General features: G+C 62.1%; 18 protein-coding genes. 8 read left to right on the forward strand and 10 right to left on the reverse strand.

Annotation, left to right across the window (positions count from 1 at the left end):
* Positions 1 to 220: 220 nt before the first annotated feature.
* Positions 221 to 772: a hypothetical protein gene (locus tag K675_RS0120160; protein WP_017905287.1), complete on the forward strand. Its 552-nt coding sequence runs from the start codon at positions 221 to 223 to the stop codon at positions 770 to 772.
* Between the two features lie 121 nt (positions 773 to 893).
* Here K675_RS0120160 and K675_RS0120165 read toward each other — a convergent pair whose 3' ends face one another.
* Positions 894 to 1,799 (reverse strand): LysR family transcriptional regulator, encoded by a 906-nt coding sequence (locus tag K675_RS0120165; protein WP_017905288.1) that lies wholly within the window; start codon positions 1,797 to 1,799, stop codon positions 894 to 896.
* Positions 1,800 to 1,904: 105 nt separating this feature from the next.
* Between K675_RS0120165 and gstA the strand changes: the two genes are divergently transcribed.
* The gene (gstA, locus tag K675_RS0120170) at positions 1,905 to 2,522 is read left to right on the forward strand and encodes a glutathione transferase GstA (protein WP_017905289.1); all 618 of its coding nucleotides are present in this window, start codon (positions 1,905 to 1,907) and stop codon (positions 2,520 to 2,522) included.
* Here the strand turns inward: gstA and K675_RS0120175 are convergent.
* Positions 2,509 to 3,468 carry an aliphatic sulfonate ABC transporter substrate-binding protein gene (locus tag K675_RS0120175; RefSeq protein ID WP_026145375.1) on the reverse strand — a complete coding sequence of 320 codons (960 nt, stop codon included), beginning with the start codon at positions 3,466 to 3,468 and terminating at the stop codon, positions 2,509 to 2,511. The two genes, gstA and K675_RS0120175, sit on opposite strands and share 14 nt — an antisense overlap.
* 305 nt (positions 3,469 to 3,773) lie before the next feature.
* Between K675_RS0120175 and K675_RS0120185 the strand changes: the two genes are divergently transcribed.
* The gene (locus tag K675_RS0120185) at positions 3,774 to 4,130 is read left to right on the forward strand and encodes a GNAT family N-acetyltransferase (protein ID WP_017905291.1); all 357 of its coding nucleotides are present in this window, start codon (positions 3,774 to 3,776) and stop codon (positions 4,128 to 4,130) included.
* 102 nt (positions 4,131 to 4,232) lie between these two features.
* On the opposite strand, the gene def is transcribed toward K675_RS0120185, so the two are convergent.
* The 3 genes from def to K675_RS0120200 form a co-directional block, all read right to left on the reverse strand.
* Positions 4,233 to 4,772: a peptide deformylase gene (gene def, locus K675_RS0120190; RefSeq protein WP_017905292.1), complete on the reverse strand. Its 540-nt coding sequence runs from the start codon at positions 4,770 to 4,772 to the stop codon at positions 4,233 to 4,235.
* Positions 4,773 to 4,774: 2 nt separating this feature from the next.
* Positions 4,775 to 5,719 (reverse strand): YihY/virulence factor BrkB family protein, encoded by a 945-nt coding sequence (locus K675_RS0120195; protein WP_017905293.1) that lies wholly within the window; start codon positions 5,717 to 5,719, stop codon positions 4,775 to 4,777.
* Positions 5,720 to 5,894: 175 nt separating this feature from the next.
* The gene (locus K675_RS0120200; protein ID WP_017905294.1) at positions 5,895 to 6,086 is read right to left on the reverse strand and encodes a CsbD family protein; all 192 of its coding nucleotides are present in this window, start codon (positions 6,084 to 6,086) and stop codon (positions 5,895 to 5,897) included.
* A 198-nt stretch (positions 6,087 to 6,284) separates the two neighbouring features.
* On the opposite strand from K675_RS0120200, the gene K675_RS0120205 reads away from it, so the two are divergent.
* Positions 6,285 to 6,662, forward strand: a complete 378-nt coding sequence (locus K675_RS0120205) for a hypothetical protein (protein WP_017905295.1) — start codon at positions 6,285 to 6,287, stop codon at positions 6,660 to 6,662.
* 268 nt (positions 6,663 to 6,930) lie between these two features.
* Here the strand turns inward: K675_RS0120205 and fadD1 are convergent, their stop codons facing one another.
* Together fadD1 and fadD2 are read right to left on the reverse strand one after the other, a co-directional pair.
* A complete protein-coding gene (gene fadD1, locus K675_RS0120210) occupies positions 6,931 to 8,628 on the reverse strand; it encodes a long-chain-fatty-acid--CoA ligase FadD1 (protein ID WP_017905296.1) in 1,698 nt (565 codons plus the stop codon).
* 544 nt (positions 8,629 to 9,172) lie between these two features.
* Positions 9,173 to 10,861 (reverse strand): long-chain-fatty-acid--CoA ligase FadD2, encoded by a 1,689-nt coding sequence (gene fadD2 / locus K675_RS0120215; RefSeq protein ID WP_017905297.1) that lies wholly within the window; start codon positions 10,859 to 10,861, stop codon positions 9,173 to 9,175.
* 239 nt (positions 10,862 to 11,100) lie between these two features.
* Here fadD2 and K675_RS0120220 point away from each other — a divergent pair, with 239 nt between their 5' ends.
* Both K675_RS0120220 and K675_RS0120225 read left to right on the forward strand, forming a co-directional pair.
* Positions 11,101 to 12,045, forward strand: coding sequence for an alpha/beta hydrolase (locus tag K675_RS0120220; RefSeq protein WP_017905298.1), 945 nt, complete (start codon positions 11,101 to 11,103; stop codon positions 12,043 to 12,045).
* A gap of 59 nt (positions 12,046 to 12,104) precedes the next feature.
* Positions 12,105 to 12,581: a MaoC family dehydratase gene (locus K675_RS0120225; protein WP_017905299.1), complete on the forward strand. Its 477-nt coding sequence runs from the start codon at positions 12,105 to 12,107 to the stop codon at positions 12,579 to 12,581.
* A gap of 155 nt (positions 12,582 to 12,736) precedes the next feature.
* Here K675_RS0120225 and K675_RS0120230 read toward each other — a convergent pair whose 3' ends face one another.
* A complete protein-coding gene (locus K675_RS0120230) occupies positions 12,737 to 13,201 on the reverse strand; it encodes a PA2169 family four-helix-bundle protein (protein WP_017905300.1) in 465 nt (154 codons plus the stop codon).
* Between the two features lie 204 nt (positions 13,202 to 13,405).
* Between K675_RS0120230 and K675_RS0120235 the strand changes: the two genes are divergently transcribed.
* Both K675_RS0120235 and K675_RS0120240 read left to right on the forward strand, forming a co-directional pair.
* The gene (locus tag K675_RS0120235; RefSeq protein ID WP_017905301.1) at positions 13,406 to 13,642 is read left to right on the forward strand and encodes a DUF3820 family protein; all 237 of its coding nucleotides are present in this window, start codon (positions 13,406 to 13,408) and stop codon (positions 13,640 to 13,642) included.
* 27 nt (positions 13,643 to 13,669) lie between these two features.
* Entirely contained in the window at positions 13,670 to 14,854 is a 1,185-nt protein-coding gene (locus tag K675_RS0120240; RefSeq protein WP_017905302.1) for an aminotransferase class V-fold PLP-dependent enzyme, read from the forward strand.
* 246 nt (positions 14,855 to 15,100) lie between these two features.
* Here K675_RS0120240 and K675_RS0120245 read toward each other — a convergent pair whose 3' ends face one another.
* The gene (locus tag K675_RS0120245) at positions 15,101 to 15,766 is read right to left on the reverse strand and encodes a bifunctional 4-hydroxy-2-oxoglutarate aldolase/2-dehydro-3-deoxy-phosphogluconate aldolase (RefSeq protein ID WP_017905303.1); all 666 of its coding nucleotides are present in this window, start codon (positions 15,764 to 15,766) and stop codon (positions 15,101 to 15,103) included.
* Between the two features lie 17 nt (positions 15,767 to 15,783).
* Positions 15,784 to 16,006, reverse strand: a 223-nt coding sequence (locus tag K675_RS0120250; RefSeq protein ID WP_026145377.1) for a 6-phosphogluconolactonase, incomplete at its 5' end; no start/stop codon positions are given.

Below are 16,006 nucleotides of genomic sequence, written 5' to 3' on the forward strand. Positions count from 1 at the left end.
TTCATGGCGTCGGATGCAGGCCACTGAACGCGCTATCGCCCAGGGCCGCAAGTGAATGTTCAACATGCCAGAGCGGCAATCCCGGCGGCAAGGATTCTCCGCTTTCCGGCCAGCGCCTGCAGGCGTGTATCGCCCAGGGCGCAGAAAACCGGGCTTTGTACCAGCCGGCATACAAATTGCTCGGTGCCCTGGGTCTCTCTAACACTCAGGTATTTATCCCATGTTGGTCAATGCCCGTAACAATCCGGTGATCCAACCCACGTACCGTTCGGATCTGGACCCCACCACCGCCGCCAACAACATGCTGGCCAGCGGCTACGTACAGACTGCCCAGGCCGCCGCCGGCCTCAGTTCGAACGCCGCCACCCAGAACGCCGCCGACAAGGTTGCCGACAACGTCAATGCCGCATTCGCCAAGACCCGCGTGCACCTGCAGGCCAAGGTCCCGGACGTGGCCGCCGCCGCGACTCTCAGCGCCACCCCACCCAGCACCCGTACCGCGCCACCCGCCACCAGTACCGACAGCGACGCGATGAAGGAATTCAAGGATTACATGAACAAGTCGCCAGCCGAGCGCCTGCGTGACCAGTTGCTCAAGGAGCAGGGACTGACCGAGGAAAGCTTCAAGCAGTTGCCACCCGAGCAGCAGCAGGCGATCAACAACAAGATCGCCGAACGCATCAAAGAACAGTTCAACGCCCAGAACGAGAAGAACAGCCCCAATCCGGTCGATAAGCAGACGGCCAGCGCGTTCCTCACCAGCAATAGCTGATCGGGTCGCGGCGACCGGCTTGTCCGCGAAGGGGCCCCTGAGGCCGCCAACGGCTTCGCGGGCAAGCCCGGCTCCTGAAATGACCGGGCCCGGCGCCGATGGAGCGCATGCCCGCTTTCGTTCACCCGCCAGCGCCGATGCCTGAAGAACCCGGGCCGGATCGTTCCAACATCCCGAACAACGCCGCCACGGCCTCGCACTGGCTTGCCGCTGGGCAGGCGACCAGGGCGAACCGGCGTTCGACCGGAACCTCCAGTTGCAGCACCCGCAAGCCCCGACGCTCTTTCGGTAGCGTCAGCTCCGGCACCAGGCTCACGCCAAGCCCCTCGCGCACCAGGGCAAAGGCACTGCTCCACTCCCGCACTTCGACCCGTACATCGGCGAGCGGCAAGCCGACCTCGGCCGCGATGCTGCGGGCATTGACCGTACAACCCCCGGTCGCCAGCACGAAGGGTTCGGCCACCAGTTCCGCAAGGCTGACCCGCCCCTCGGGACCACGGGCTGCCAGGCGATGCCCCAGGGGCAGCACCGCGACCCAGCGATCGCGCCCCAACTCACGGGCCGCGCGCCCCGGCACCGGGTTGAGGACCACGCCGACATCCACCAGGTTATCCGCGAGCATGGCCTCGACCTCATGGTCGCTGACCTCCAGCGCAATCACTTCGATCTCCGGATGGCACTGGCGGAAACGCTGCAGCAAGGGCGGCAGCAAGGTGCTCAGGACCATGGGGAAACTCGCCAGGCGGAGCCTGCCACCGACCAGTCCCTTGGCACTGTCGACCTGCCGGCGAATGTTCTGCAACGCCCCCAGCATCAACCGCGCCTGTTCCAGCACCTGCTGCCCGATCGCCGTCGGCACCGCCTGGCGCGCCTCGCGGACGAACAGTTGCACGCCGAGCGTCTGCTCCATCCCGGCCAGGGCCTGGCTGGCCGCCGACTGGGTCATGCCGACCTGCTCGGCGGCACGGCTGATGGTGCCGTGGTCGAGCACCGCCACCAGCAGACGCCAGTGCACCAGGTTCATCATTGCAGTAGCTGTCCTTATGGCATGTTTCTGAAGGATTGATTTTACTCAGGCCGCTGACGAAGACGAGACTGTCGCCACTGTGTTTTTCCCTGGAGTCCGTCGTTCATGAAGTTGTACTACGCCCCTGAAACCTGCTCCCTGGCGCCCCATGTCGTACTGCGAGAACTGGGCTTGCCGTTCGCACTGGTGCGGATCGACAACCGCAGCAAGCTCACCGAGCACGGTGACGATTTTCGCCGAATCAACCCCAAGGGCTATGTGGCGGCGCTGCAACTGGATAATGGCGAGGTGCTGACCGAAGGGGCGGCCATCCTGCAGTTTCTCGCCGACCTCAGGCCCGAGACCGGGCTGGCACCGGCCAACGGCAGTTGGCAACGAGTGCGCCTGCAGGAATGGCTGAACTTTCTCGGCAGCGAGATCCACGGGACCATGGGGCCGCTGTTCAACGCAGCGATCCCCGGGGAGGTCAAGGCGATCTTCCGCACCCGGCTGTTCCAGCGTTTCGACTTGCTGGAAAATACCCTGGCACAGCGGGACCATCTTCTGGAGAGCGGTTTCAGCGTGGCGGACATCTACCTGTTCACGGTGATGCGCTGGAACCGGTTCTTTGCCATCGACCTGGCGCCCTGGCCAGGACTGCTGCGCTTCATGGCGCGGATTGGCGAGCGGCCGAGCGTGACGGCCGCACTGGCGGTCGAATCGGCTGGGCTCATTCGGCCTTGAACACGTTCTGCTGCACCCTGATCGTCTGGGGTACCAGGTGATTGACAAAGAACAGGTCGGCGGTGCGCTGCTGGTTATCGACGGTGGCCTGGTCGATGGCTCGCAGCGGCACCCGTGAGCGATGGTCGAAGTAGCGCTGGAGCACCGCCCGATCCAGGCCAAGGGTCTGGCTCATCAGGTCGATGCTTGCATCGGGCTGCTCGAAAGATTCCCGCTGGCCCTGGCCAATGGCCTTGAGAATGGGTGCGATACTCTGCGGGTACTGGCGGGCGAACGGGCCACTGGCGATGTACAGCGAACCACCGGAGTCCAGACCCTGCCCATCGCTGAGCAGGCGGGCGCTGCCATCGAGCAGGGCTGCGGAGTAGTAGGGGTCCCAGATCACCCAGGCATCAAGCTTGCCCTGCTCGAGGGCCGCCCGGGCATCCGCTGGCGACAGGTAGACCAGGTTCACATCGCCGAGCTTCAGGCCCGCCCTGCCCAGACTCTTGAGAAACAGGTTGTGCGAGCTGGAGCCCTTGAGCAGGGCCACGCGCTTGCCCTTAAGGTCCGCCACGCTCTGCACCTCGCTGGCCTTGGGCACGACGATCCCTTCGGTCTGGCCATCGGTCGGCTCGATGCCGATGTAGACGAAATCGATACCGGCGACCTGGGCGAAGATTGGCGGGATGTCGCCAATGTTGCCCACATCCAGGCTACCGCCGTTGAGCGCCTCGATCAGTTGCGGTCCACCGGGAAACTCGACCCACTGCACCCGGGTGCCTGGCAAGGCCTTCTCCAGCAGTTGGTGCTCGCGGGCCAGGACCATGCTCACCGAACTCTTCTGGTAGCCGACCCGCAGGACCGCAGGGTCGGCCGCCTGGGCCAGTTGGCTCAGCAGGACCAAGGCCAGCAGCGAGCGGCCAAGCACGGCCTTGAAAGGATTGGCCTGCCTGAGCGGGTACATAAACCGTTGGACGAAGCGGCTGCTGGGTATTGCGACGCCGGACATGGTGGCTCCTTGAAAGAGAGTTGTACGATTATGTCCGGTAGTCCGGTGGCGAGATGCTACCAATCCGACTTATTCATTAATAATACTCAAAAAGTATTTTTATATAACAAAAGGCCGCATCAGCAACGCATAAGCCAAAGACCTTTATAATCATCATCCCGATTCCGCTCCCAAGCCTCATGCCAGCTCTCGACTGCAGCCTCCTGCCCCCTGCACTGCGCCCCCTGCTCGACAAGTTCTACCGAGCCCACGGATCTTCCATGCGCGCCAGTGGCGAGGGGCAACTGTGGGTCGCCCGTGAGGGTGGAATCATCGCGGGTCTGTCGCTGACCGCGGTCGCCGACGGCTTCTGGCTGACCGGCCTGTTCGTCGCCCCACAAAAGCGAGGCCAGGGCGTGGCCGGACAACTGATCGCCAGGGCCCTGGCCACGGCTGCCGGCCCCACTTGGCTGTTCTGCCATCCGGACCTGTACGGCTTCTACGAGAAACTGGGATTCGCCCCAGCCCCGCAACTGCCGCAGCCCCTCGTCGACCGACTGGCCCGCTACTCGCGCAGCAAGCCGCTGATCGCCCTGGGCATGGAATCGTTGGTTGGCTCGACTGCCAAAAACGTCTGATCGACTGGCAATGGCCAGGACGAGGCCAGGTACCAGGCCACCGGTGAATCGGACCGCCTGCCCCTGCGCTTCGTCAAGCCGGGCAGGGTGGCGGCCCGCGGATCAGTCGTCGGCAGCCGGGTCAAGGTCGGGAAACAGCACCTGGGTGAAGCCGAACTTGCTGAAGTCGGTGATCCGCGACGGATACAGACGGCCGATCAGGTGATCGCACTCGTGCTGCACCACCCGTGCATGAAATCCATCGGCGACCCGCACCAGCGGCTCGCCCTTGGGGGTGAAGCCTTCGTAGCGGATCCGCCGGTAGCGTTCCACCGCCCCCCGCAGCCCCGGCACCGACAGGCAGCCTTCCCAGCCCTCTTCCACTTCCGGCCCCAGCGGGGTGAGCAGGGGATTGATCAGGATCGTCTGCGGCACCGCCTCGGCATCCGGGTAACGCTCGCTGTGCTCGAAGCCGAAGATCACCAGTTGCAGGTCGACCCCGATCTGCGGCGCGGCCAGACCGACGCCGCCGACGTGCTCCATGGTCTGAAACATGTCGTCGATCAGTTGCCACAACTCGGGGCTGTCGAACATTTCAGGGGGAACCGGCGGCGCTATACGCAACAGGCGCGGATCGCCCATTTTCAGGATTTCACGGATCATGATCAGCTTTCGTCAGTAGTCGGTTTGGGGGAGTGCTCATGTACGTGGCCGAGCACCGTCGTCCGATCGGCCTGCTCATGAAAATCCTTCTCGCCGGGATTCTTGCCTTCGGCCGACATGTGCTCGATCACCGCATTCATTTCCGCCCCCAACAGCAATACTGCCGCCGAGATATAGAAGTACAGCAGCAACACGATGATCGCGCCGATACTGCCATACATCGCGTTGTAGTCGGCAAAGGTTTTCACGTAGTAGCCAAAGCCCAGCGAGGCGATGATCCATACCACCACGGCCAGCACCGAGCCAGGGGTGATGAACACGAACTTCTGCTTCACGTCCGGCATCACGAAGTACATCAGCGCCACGGCGAACATCATCAGCAGCACGATCACCGGCCAGCGCAGGAGTGTCCAGAGGGTCACCACGAACTCTTCCATGCCGATCTGCCCGGCCAGCCAGCCCATCACCTGTGGCCCGAGGACCATCAGTGCGGCGGCGGCCAGCAACATGCCGGCGATGCCCACGGTGTAGAAGATCGACAGCGGCAGACGCTTCCAGATCGGTCGGCCCTCGACCACGTCGTAAGCGGCGTTCATCGCACTCATCATCAACCGCACCCCCGCCGAGGCGGTCCACAGGGCAATGACGATACCGACAGAAAGCAGGCCGCCCTTGGATTGCTGCAACTGGTCGATCACCGGGTTGACCTGATCCAGCGCCTGGGGCGGCAGCACCAGCTCCGATTGCATGCGCAACCAGCTGAAAAAGTCCGGCAGATGCAGGAAACCGATCAGGGCAATCAGGAACAGCAGGAAAGGGAACAGCGAAAACAGCATCTGGTAGGCCAGTGCCGAGGCATAGGTCGACATCTCGTCGTCGATGAACTCCTGGACCGTGCGAATCAGCACGCGGTGCAGGGGCAGACCACGCAAGTCCGGAAAAATCATAACGTCTCCTTTCGCCGCAATCACGGAGTCAGTCAGCAGGCGACTCAAGGGTGGGTTTCTCACTCACGGTAGCGCAGTTGGCAAGTGGTAAACAATTTCCGGGTTTGACACCGGCTGCCGAAACAGCAGAACGGCCATCCTGGGATGGCCGCTCGGTCACTCATCGATCAAAGCTTCAGGCCCGGTCGATGCCCTTCTTGATGGTCTCCTTGACCTTGCCCTTGGCTTGCTGAGCCTCGCCCTTCAATTCCTGAGCCTTGCCTTCGGCGCGCAGCCGATCGTTGTCGGTAGCCTTGCCGATGCCTTGCTTGACGTTACCAACCGCTTCGTTCGCCATGCCTTTGATCTTATCGCCAGTGCTGCTCATGATATTTCTCCGTTGGGAAATGCGGGGTATCAGTGTCGCCACACAAGGTTGACCCAAGGCTTTTGCCAGGAGTTTCATTTTTTTCGTCGACTCTTTCACCGCAGCAGACAGGTTTACCTTTATGTTTGCCGGCCAACCCCCGAGAATAGACGGCAGATTCAGGCCACGGCACTGAAGATCGACAATGGTAGGAAAGTGATGAAACTCGATAAAAAGCAGGCGATTGCCCGCAGGAACCAGGAACTGGGCAGTGCGGTACTGGGCACGAACAATTGCCACTTCACCGAGCTGAGCCGTAACCGGAACATCTGGTGGTTCGATATCCCGCTGGGGCGTCTCGCGATCGGCCAGTACGAATGGGTGCACCTGCTGCTGCACACCCCCAGCACCGACCAGTTGCTGCACCTGAAGGTGCCGACGGTGTTCCTGCGCGAGAAGCTCGATGGTCTGGAGGTGCGTAATGCCGGCAAGCGCAAGCCGACCGTGAGCCTGGAACTGAGCGCGGACAAGGACGCCTTCCTCCAGGACGTGCGGCCGAATGGTAGCGGCGTGAATTTCGCGCAGTTCCAGCAGTGATCCTGGTGTGATGAGCAAGTTTATGTAGCCTATGGGCTTGTGTGGCTTGCGGACCTGTGTGGCGAGCGGGCTTGCCCGCGCCGGAGCGCGAAGCGGCCCTGAAACAGCCCCCCCATTCAGCCAGGGTAAATGGCGGTGTCAGGTTTGCGGCTGCCCGGCAGCCGAGCGCGGGCAAGCCCGCTCACCACAATGGGAAAAACCCGCCTGCAGAGCGCCCCTGAACGAAAAAGCCCCGCAATGCGGGGCTTTGTCTTTTTCGGCACAAGCGTCAGGCGGTCTTCTTCAGACCGAGCTTCTTCAGCTCTTCGTCACGCAGTTCGCGGCGCAGGATCTTGCCGACGTTGGTGGTCGGCAGGGCATCGCGGAACTCGACGAACCTGGGCACCTTGTAGCCGGTGACGTTGGCGCGCATGTGCTCCATCACCTGGTCCTTGGTCAGGGTCACGCCTGGCTTGGCGACGATGAAGATCTTGATCACTTCACCCGACTTGTCGTCCGGTACACCGATGGCCGCGCATTGCAGAACGCCCGGCAGGGTTGCCAGCACGTCTTCCAGTTCGTTCGGGTAGACGTTGAAGCCCGACACCAGGATCATGTCCTTCTTGCGATCGACGATCCGCATGTAGCCGTCCGGCTGGATGACCGCGATATCACCGGTCTTCAGCCAGCCTTCGCTGTCGAGGATCTCGTCGGTGGCATCCTGGCGCTGCCAGTAGCCCTTCATCACTTGCGGGCCCTTGATGCACAGTTCGCCGATCTCGCCCAACGGCAGCTCGGTGCCATCCTCGTTGATCACCTTGCACAGGGTCGACGGCACCGGGATGCCGATGGTGCCCTGCTGGATGTTCTGGCTCGGGTTCACCGACGCCACCGGACTGGTCTCGGTCATGCCGTAGCCTTCGCAGATGGAGCAGCCGGTCACGGCCTTCCAGCGCTCGGACGCCGCCAGTTGCAGCGCCATACCGCCCGACAGGGTGACCTTCAACGCAGAGAAGTCCAGCTTGCGGAACGCCTCGTTGTTGCACAGCGAAACGAACAGGGTGTTGAGTCCGACAAAGGCGCTGAACTTCCACTTCGACAGTTCCTTGACCATTGCCGGCAGGTCGCGCGGGTTGGTGATCAGGATGTTGTGGTTGCCCAGCAGCATCACCGCCATGCAGTGAAAGGTGAAGGCATAGATGTGGTACAGCGGCAACGGCGTGATGACGATCTCGCAGCCTTCCTTGAGCTCCGACCCCATCAGCGCCTTGCACTGCAACATGTTCGAAACGAGGTTGCGGTGGGTCAGCATCGCCCCCTTGGCGACGCCCGTGGTACCGCCGGTGTACTGCAGCACCGCGACATCGCCACTGGCCGGGTGGGCTTCCTTGACCGGTTGGCCCAGGCCCTTGCTCAGCACGTCGTTGAACCTGACGGCCTTGGGCAGGTGATAGGCCGGCACCATCTTCTTCACGTATTTGACGACGCTGTTGATCAGCAGGCGCTTGAGCGGCGGCAGCATGTCGGCCACTTCGGTGATAATGACATGGCGCACACCGGTCTTGGGCACCACCGCCTCGGCCAGGTGCGCCATGTTCGCCAGGCAGACCAGCGCCTTGGCGCCAGAATCGTTGAACTGGTGTTCCATCTCCCGCGCGGTGTACAGCGGGTTGGTGTTGACCACGATCAGGCCGGCACGAATGGCGCCGAACACGGCGATCGGGTATTGCAGCAGGTTCGGCAACTGCAGGGCGATACGGTCGCCCGGCTGCAGGTCCGTGTGCTGTTGCAGGTAGGCGGCAAAAGCCCCGGACAGCTCATACAGCTCGCCATAGGTGAGCGTCTTGCCGAGGTTGCTGAAGGCAGGCTTGCTGGCGAATCGTTGGCAAGACTGTTTCAATACCGTCTGAACATTCGGGTACTCATCGGGATTGATTTCGGCAGCAATCCCCGCTGGGTACTTATCCTTCCAAAAGTCTTCGATCATGGAAGCCCACTCCTCAGCAACGCGAATTCAGCACCGCATTGGATGCGATTATTATTTGTCTGTGTTTGTTATTGGGTGATCTGGCTTTAGGCTATGTACGAAATCGCTTGAAACTTGGTTATGCTGCGTTAAAAACCGGCTCGGAATGCTCATTGACAACCCGTCAAGTCGGGCGCGACCCCGGCCGTTCCTCGCCGCTTTTTGCCTTGCCTAACCTGCGTTTCAAGCCATTTCGTACACAGCCTAACCTACGCCGAGAAGTCACAAAGCGCGCCGAGAGTAGCAGCTTTGCCAAGGGGCGACTAGAGCCAAACATGGCCCCTACAGTCATAAACATGACTCAAGAATACCAATCGGTCATTTTAGAGTAAAAATTCTATTCTAGCATTTTTTCGCTCTAGCGCGGGGTTTTCAGGCCTCAAAAGCTTCGCGGGCAAGCCACGCTCCTACCATTTCGTGCCTTGCCCCTGACGTGGGGACGACCGAAGACTGTAGGAGCGTGGCTTGCCCGCGAATGGGCCCGCAAGACCGCCGCTGTTTCCCGCTAGGCGATATCGCGCAACTCCCGCCGCAGTATCTTGCCCACCGGCGTCATCGGCAGGGAATCCCGCAGCACGATATGCTTGGGAACCTTGTAGCCGGTGAAGTTCTCCTTGCAATAGGCCTTGAGCTCCTCGACGCTGACCCCCGCCTCCCGCGCCACCACGAACAGTTTGACCGCCTCGCCGGAGCGCTCGTCCGGTACGCCGATCACCGCGCAATTGGCGACTTTCGGATGGGCCATCACCACGTCCTCGATTTCATTGGGGTACACGTTGAAACCGGAGACGATGATCATGTCCTTCTTGCGGTCGACGATGCGGACGAAACCATCCGTGTCGATCACCGCGATGTCGCCAGTCTTGAACCAACCCTCGTCATCGAGTACCTCGGCCGTCGCCTGCGGCTGTTGCCAGTAGCCCTTCATCACCTGCGGGCCCTTGATGCACAACTCGCCGGGCTGCCCCAACGGCTGCTCGACGCCGTTGTCATCGATGATCTTCAGCGCCGTGCCCGGCAGCGGCAGGCCCACGGTGCCCAGTCGGCCAAGCTCGCCATAAGGATTGGTGCAGGCCACCGGCGACGTTTCGGTCAGCCCGTAGCCCTCGGTGATGCGACAACCGGTGGCTTTCTGCCAGCGATCGGCCGTGGCCTTGACCAGCGCGGTACCACCGGAATTGGTGAGCTTGAGCGCGGAGAAATCCAGGTTCCTGAACTCCGGATGTTCCATCAGCGCGACGAACAGCGTGTTGAGCCCCAGCAACGCGGAAAACCGCCACTTCTTCAGTTCCTTGATGAAGCCGCCGATGTCCCGCGGGTTGCCGATCAGCACGTTGTGGTTGCCGGTGACCATCATGCACATGCAATTCGCGGTGAAGGCATAGATGTGGTACAGCGGCAGTGGCGCAATGATCACCTCCTGGCCTTCCTTGAGCAGCGGATGGCCATCGGGTCCCGTCTGGGACATGCAGGCCCGCGCCTGCTGCATGTTCGCCACCAGGTTGCCGTGGGTGAGCATCGCCCCCTTGGCCAGGCCCGTGGTGCCGCCGGTGTACTGCAATACCGCGACATCGTCGAGGCCGACCCGCAGCGGCTGGATGCTCTGGCCGCGCCCCATGTGCAAGACGCTCTTGAACGAGATCGCCTGGGGCAACCGGTAGGCCGGGACCAGTTTCTTGACCTTGTCGACCACCAGGTTGGTCAGCCAGCCCTTGGCCGGCGACATCAGGTCGCCCATCTTCGCCTCGATGAGGAACTCGATGCCGGTATCGGGCAGCACTTCCTGGACCCGCGAGCCGAACAGGTTCAGGTACACCAGCGCGCGAGCCCCGGAATCCTTGAACTGATGGCGCATCTCGCGCACGGTGTACAACGGGTTGGTGTTGACCACGATGAGCCCGGCGCGCATGGCACCGAACACGGCGATCGGGTAATGCAGGACATTGGGCAACTGCACCGCGATGCGATCGCCCGGGCGCAAATCGGTATTGGCTTGCAGGTAACCGGCGAAGGCTGCGCTGTAGCGCTCCAGTTCGGCGTAGGTGAGGGTCACGCCCATGCTGCTGAAGGCCGGGCGATCGGCGAATTTCTTGCAGGAACGCTCGAAAACCTCGACCACCGACCTGAAGGCACCCACGTCGATGTCCAGGGGCACGCCGGCCGGGCGTTTGTCATTCCAGAAATCAGGTTGCATTGTTCTTGTCCTCTTGCCTGAGCCTATCCGGAGCCGCTTCGCCGAAGCGAAAAAGCGCTGCTTAGCGGACGGTAGCAGCAATGGGGAATCAGGCAAATATGCCCGACACACTCATTAACATCATGAATCTTGCTGCCAATGTGCAGCTTGGCCTGCTTCCTCGACGAGGATGCGCTGTACAATGGGGCGACTGCGTATTCCACCACCTGCCCCGTTTCGTCCCGTGCAAAGGAACCGCCATGATCCATGACACTTTCTGGCTGAGCGTGAGTGAGCGCAGCCGCCTCTACGTCAATCGTTGGTTGCCGCAGGGCGAGCCCGTGGCACTGGTGATGCTGTCCCATGGCATGGCCGAGCACAGCGGGCGTTACGCCCGACTGGCCGAGGCACTGTGCGCAGCCGGGTATGGACTGTATGCCCCCGACCAGCGCGGGCATGGCAAAACCGCCGAACAGGGCGTGCTCGGCCACTACGCCGACCGGGATGGCTGGTGCGCCGTGGTCAGCGACCTGGCCAGCCTCAACCAGCGCATCGGCGAGGAGCATCCGGGCAAGCCGATCATCCTGCTCGGCCACAGCATGGGCAGCTACATCGCCCAGGCCTTCCTGCTGCACCACAGCGCCAGCCTGCAGGGAGCGATCCTCAGCGGCTCGAACTTCCAGCCCGTGGCGCTCTACCGCGCCGCCCGCGCCATCGCCCGCTTCGAACGCTGGCGCCAGGGGCCGACCGGCCGCAGCGCACTGATCGACTGGCTGTCGTTCGGTTCCTTCAACAAGGCCTTCAAGCCCAACCGAACAGCCTTCGACTGGCTCAGCCGAGACCCGGAGGAAGTCGACAAGTATGTCGCCGACCCGCTTTGCGGCTTCCGCTGCACCAACCAGATGTGGATCGACATGCTCGGCGGCCTGCAGCAGATCAGCAAGCCCGGCAACCTGGCGCAGATCGACCCCGGCCTGCCCTTGCTGGTGATCGGCGGCGAGCATGATCCGGTGAGCGAGGGCAAGCGCCTGAAGGATCTTGCCGAGGCATTGCGTCAGGCAGGTAGCCAGAACTTGAAATTGAGCGTCTACCCGCAGGCGCGGCATGAACTCTTCAATGAAACCAACCGCGACCAAGTGACCGACGACGTATTGCAATGGCTGGAACAGACCCTGGCGCATCGTCGACCGGGTCATGCCGAATAATTTTATCGTTTAAAATCAATTAGTTGATTTTAAGCAACTCTTCACAGGACAGGTATCAGATGACCCAGGTGACCAACACGCCCTACGAGGCCCTCGAAGTCGGCCAGACCGCCAGCTACAGCAAGACCGTGGAGGAACGCGACATCCAACTGTTCGCCGCGATGTCCGGCGACCACAACCCGGTGCATCTGGACGCCGAGTTCGCCGCCGCCAGCATGTTCAAGGAGCGCATTGCCCACGGCATGTTCAGCGGTGCGCTGATCAGTGCCGCGGTGGCTTGCGAACTGCCTGGACCGGGCACCATCTACCTGGGTCAGCAGATGAGCTTCCAGAAGCCGGTGAAGATCGGCGACACCCTGACCGTGCGTCTGGAAATCCTCGAGAAGCTGCCGAAATTCCGCGTACGTATCGCCACCCGCGTGTTCAACCAGCGCGACGAGTTGGTGGTGGACGGCGAGGCCGAGATCCTGGCCCCGCGCAAACAGCAGACCGTGACCCTGACCAGCCCGCCACCAATCACCATCGGCGGCGTCTGAGTCTTCGCGGGCAAGCCCACTGGCGTGCACACACCCTGTGGGAGCGAGCTTGCCCGCGAAGACATTTCCACAGCACGGACACAGCTCCTGTGAACGCGGCTTCGACGCCATAAAAAAACGCCGGCAAGCCGGCGTTTCCTGGTTCAACCAGCCGATCAGCTGGCGCGAGCGATATTACGCAGCGCCTTGACCTGATCATGGTTGCGCAGCACACCCTGGTACTGGCGATCGACCAGATCACGCAGGCCCAGCATGTTGTGCTTGACCAGTTTCTCCAGCGCCTCGCGATAGGCCTTCTTGGCATGGTCCTCACCGCGCTCGGCCTCATTGAGCACCGCTTCTTCACCCTTGCCGGTGAACAGCGCCTTCACATCCACCCAACGCCGGTGCAGGTCACCGGAAATGCTGGTGGTGGTTTCCGGATCGCCGCCCAGCTTGCGCACTTCGGCCTGCAGTTCCGCCGCCGCGGCCGCACACTCGCTGGAGCGCTTGGCGAACAGTGCCTTCAGCTCGGGGTGCTTGATATCCTCGGCACAGGTCTTGAAGCCTTCCTGGCCATCCTTGCTGACCTCGATCAGGTGGTTGAGGATCGAAATGGCTTCTTTGTTCACGTCGGTCATGACTCAATTCCTTCTGGTGGTGGAAGTTGAGTCGTACGTTGCAGCCAGCATGCCAGCCTCGAAGACAGATTTTTTACCTTTAATTTCAATTAGTTACAAATAACTGAAAGATCTGTATCACTGCTATTTGCATGATCTGTCAATTGGCCTGCATGCAGAATGCCGGTATTTTCCCCGTTGCTTGAACACCTGAGGCAAGCCTGCATGAATCCTGAAAAGCTCGAACTGCTGATCACCCGCGAGATGCCCTTCGGCAAGTACAAGGGGAGAATCCTCGCCGACCTGCCCGGTCCCTACCTGAACTGGTTCGCCCGCGAAGGCTTTCCTCACGGTGAACTCGGTGGCCTGCTGGCACTGATGCACGAGATCGACCATAACGGCCTCGGCGACCTGCTCGACCCGTTGCGCGCAAAACACGGCAAGCCCAAACCCCGTCACTGAAACCCGCTCCCGAAGGAATGCGCACGCATGCCAAGAAATCAAGACAACGCCCGTGACGAACACTTCTGGCAGGCAGTGGCCCAGCGCTATGACGTCGAACCGGGCCCGATCAATCTGGAGAACGGCTACTTCGGCCGCATGAGCCGCCGGGTGATCGAGGCGTATCAGCGCAATATCGACTTCATCAATCGCAGCAACTCGGTGCACGTGCGGCAACACTTCGACCAGGTCGGAATCGTCGATATTCGCGCCGAGCTGGCCGAGCTCATGGGCATCAGTGACCAGGCGATCACCTTCAGCCAGAACGCCACCGCCTCCCTGCAGACACTGATCCGCAACTACAACCGGTTGCAACCCGGCGACCAGGTGCTGTACAGCGACCTGGAGTACGAAACGGTCAAGAGTGCCCTGAACTGGCTGGAACGCTATCGCGGCGTGCAGGTGATCCGCATCGAGCACACGCATCCGGCCAGCTACGAAACCCTGCTGGCGAGCTACCGCGAGGCCTTCGTGCGCCACCCGCGCCTGAAGCTGATGGCACTGACCCACGTCACCCATCGCACCGGGCTGGTGATGCCGGTGCAGGCCATCGTCGAGATGGCCACCGGGCATGGAGTCGATGTGATTCTCGATGGCGCCCATGCCCTTGGGCAGATCGACTTCGACCTGCCGGCACTGGGCGTGGCATTCGCCGGCTTCAACCTGCAGAAATGGATCGGTGCGCCGCTGAGCCTGGGCGTGACCTACATCGCTCCCGAGCGCCTGGCCGATATCGATCCGGACATGGGCGAGACGCATTTTCCGCTCACCGACATACGCTCGCGCACGCCCCACAGCACGCCGAACATTCCAGCGCTGATGACCTTGCCGACAGTGTTCGCCGAACACCGCGAACTCGGTGGTGCCGCGGCCAAGGGCGCACGCCTGCGCTACCTGCGCGACCTGTGGGTCGGCCAAGCGCGCCAGATGCCCGGCATCGAGGTACTGATACCGGACGATCCACGCCTGTACGGCGCCATCACCTCGCTGCGTTTTACCCGTCAGGCAGACCAGCAGGTAATGGTCGATAGACTGCTTCGGGAATACAACCTGTTCACCGTGACGCGCAGCGGATCGGCTTGCGGACCCTGTGTCCGGATCACGCCGGGGTTCACCACTTCGGTACAGGACATGCTGCAACTGGTCAGGGCACTGGCCGAACTGAGTGGTTGAACTCGACGCGGTTGGTGGTCTGAGCTATCGCTATCGCCGGCAAGCCGGCTCCCACAGGGGCTCGTGGCAGACGCAAACTCGTGGCAGACACCGTCTATTGTGGGAGCCGGCTTGCTGGCGATGACAATGGACCAGGCGCCACCAGCCCCCAAGGCTGCCACCCTTTCTCCAGGCAAAAAAAAAACGGTGCGCCGACCAAGCGCACCGTAAAGCCGTAGAACACACAACGAATTCGGTAGAGATGAATCAGTCCAGCAGGGCCAACGCCTCGGCTGTGCACTCCTGGATACGGCCCCAGTCGCCGTTTTTGATCCACTCGGGATCGAGCATCCAACTGCCGCCCACGCACATGACGTTTTTCAGCGCCATGTAGCTCTTGATGTTGCCCGGGCCAACGCCACCGGTGGGGCAGAACTTCACTTCGCCAAACGGCCCGCCCAGGGCCTTGATCGCCGCCACGCCACCGCTGACTTCCGCCGGGAACAGCTTGAAGCGGCGATAGCCCAGCGCGTAGCCCTCCATGATCCCCGAGGCGCTGCTGATGCCCGGCAACAGGGGAATCGGGCTGTCGACACCCGCCTCCAGCAAGTCGCGGGTAATGCCCGGCGTCACGATGAACTGCGAACCCGCCGCCTCGGCCGCCGCCAGCATCTGGCGATCGAGCACGGTACCGGCGCCGGTCACCAGTTCCGGGCGCTGCTCACGCAGGATTTCGATGGCCTTGAGGCCGAACTGCGAGCGCAGGGTCACTTCCAGGGCGGTCAGGCCGCCAGCGGCCAGCGCATCGGCCAGCGGCAGCACGTCCTGCTCGCGGGCAATGGTGATGACCGGCAAAATCCGCGCGCGGGTGCACAGCTCATCGATCAGGGCGACCTTGTCTGCCATGGAGACGGTCGGGGCATTTTTTGTCATAGCGGCTGATCCTTGGCTCATGGGCACCAGTAAATTTCCAGGGGGGGTTGCAGAAACGCACGAACCGGCATGGCGGCGAGGTCATCGCCGGCCAGCGCGGCATTCAGGGTGGCCAGTTTCGACTGACCGGAAATCGCCAATACGGTAAAGGTCGCCGAAGCCAGCAAGGCCCGGCTCATGCTCAGCCGCTGGTGTGGCACGGTCGGGGCCAGCATCGGCCAGACCCGCCGGCTGCCGTCC

The organism is Pseudomonas fuscovaginae SE-1 (assembly GCF_000364705.1).
Taxonomy (GTDB): Bacteria; Pseudomonadota; Gammaproteobacteria; order Pseudomonadales; family Pseudomonadaceae; genus Aquipseudomonas; species Aquipseudomonas fuscovaginae_A.